1 protein-coding gene is annotated in these 1,718 nt (G+C 75.5%); it reads left to right on the top strand.

From position 1 onward, the window contains the following. Nucleotides 1-93 precede the first annotated feature (93 nt). Nucleotides 94-1,704: an alpha/beta hydrolase gene (locus ACFFJG_RS09300; protein ID WP_378518327.1), complete on the top strand. Its 1,611-nt coding sequence runs from the start codon at nt 94-96 to the stop codon at nt 1,702-1,704. Nucleotides 1,705-1,718 lie beyond the last annotated feature (14 nt).

The raw sequence follows: 1,718 nt of genomic DNA, 5'->3' as shown, positions 1-1,718 counted from the left end.
CGACGCCGGCGCGACGGCCCCCCGGAGGGCGGGTGACAGGGCGCCCGGCGGGTCCTAGTGTCGAGAGACGTCGCTGATCTCGAGGAGCCCGTCATGACCGTCCGTCCCAGGTCCGTCCACGTCGCCCGCCACGCAGCCGCGCTGCTCGGCACGGCCGCGCTCGCCGCAGCGCTGCTCGTCGCGCCACCGGGGGCGGTGGCGGAGGGCACCACGTCCGCCGCGGGCTCCTCGGCCCAGGGCGACCCGCCGGAGCCGGGCGCGGAGCCGGGGTCGGTCCCGGCCGTCGCGTGGCACGCCTGCGGGTCGGACGTGAGCGGCCCCAAGGGTCTCGAGTGCGCCACCTACGACGTCCCGCTCGACTACGAGGGCACCCGAGGTGGCACCGCCACGATCGCCCTCGACCGGTTGCCCGCCACGGGCACCGACCGCATCGGGACGCTGTTCCTCAACCCCGGCGGGCCGGGCGGCTCGGGCGTCGACTTCGTCGCCGCAATCGGGGCGTCGCCCGTCTTCGCGGGGCTGCGTGAGCACTTCGACCTCGTCGGCTTCGACCCGCGCGGCACCAACCGCAGCGCGCCCAGCATCGCCTGCGAGTCGCCGCAGCGCACGGTCCGACGGCTCGACCGCGCGAAGGGCGACCCGGCCGTCACGCCGGCGGCCGTCCGGCGCGCGCTGCGCACCGGGGCGGCGTACGGCAGGAGCTGCCGCAAGGCGAGCGGCGACCTGGTCGACCTCACCGGCACCGAGTACGCCGCCCGCGACCTCGACCTGCTGCGCGCCGCCGTCGGGGACGAGCAGCTCAGCTACCTCGGCTTCTCCTACGGCACGTTCCTCGGCACCGTCTACGCCGACCTCTACCCGACGCGGGTGCGCGCGGTCACGCTCGACGGCTCGGTCGACCCGCGGCAGTACGGCGACCGCTTCCTCGGCCTGCTCCGCCTCAACGCGCGGGCCAGCGAGCGGTCCGTCGACGCCTTCCTGTCGTGGTGCTCGGCGCACGCCAAGGCCTGCGGCTTCGGCGACGGCGACGCGGAGGGGGCCGTCGACGCCCTGATCGACCGCCTCGACGCGAGGCCGATCGTGAAGGGCTCCGGCAAGCGCCGCGCGGTGACCAACGGCTACACCGTGTCCGAGCTGCTCTACCTCCAGACCGGCGGCGGCCGCGGGGCGTGGACCGACACCGGCCAGACGCTGGCCGCGATCGACGCCGGCACCCCTGCGGTCACCAACGCCGACCTCATCGGGGCCGGCGGGGCCACCAACATCGCCATCGAGTGCACGGACTCCGCCGGCAGCCTGACCCGCGGCGACTTCCGTCGCTACGCCCTGCGCAGCGGGCGGATCGCGCCCCGGATCGGCCCCGGGCTGGTGCTCGGCCCGCCGATCTACGACGGCGCCAACGGCGCGACCTGCAGCACCTGGCCCTCGGCCGACCCCGCGAGCGACTGGGACGGCGACTACCACGCGCAGGGCGCCGACCCGATCCTCGTGGTGGGCTCGCAGGGCGACCCGTCCACGCCCTACCCGGGCGCCGTCGCCCTCGCCAAGCGGCTCGACAGCGGTCGGCTGCTCACCGAGCGCAGCGGCCCGAGCTCGACCCACACGTCGTACTTCTACAACGCGTGCATCCGTCGCAACGTCGACCGCTACCTCGTCGGCCTGAGGTTGCCCGAGGTCGGCGCCAGCTGCGCCGAGGAGGACTAGGACACCCTCGTTGA

Source organism: Nocardioides zeicaulis (genome assembly GCF_042432345.1).
Taxonomy (GTDB): Bacteria; Actinomycetota; Actinomycetes; order Propionibacteriales; family Nocardioidaceae; genus Nocardioides; species Nocardioides zeicaulis.
The sequence above is the reverse complement of the archived record's forward strand: the minus strand, read 5'-3'. Positions and strand labels throughout refer to the sequence as shown.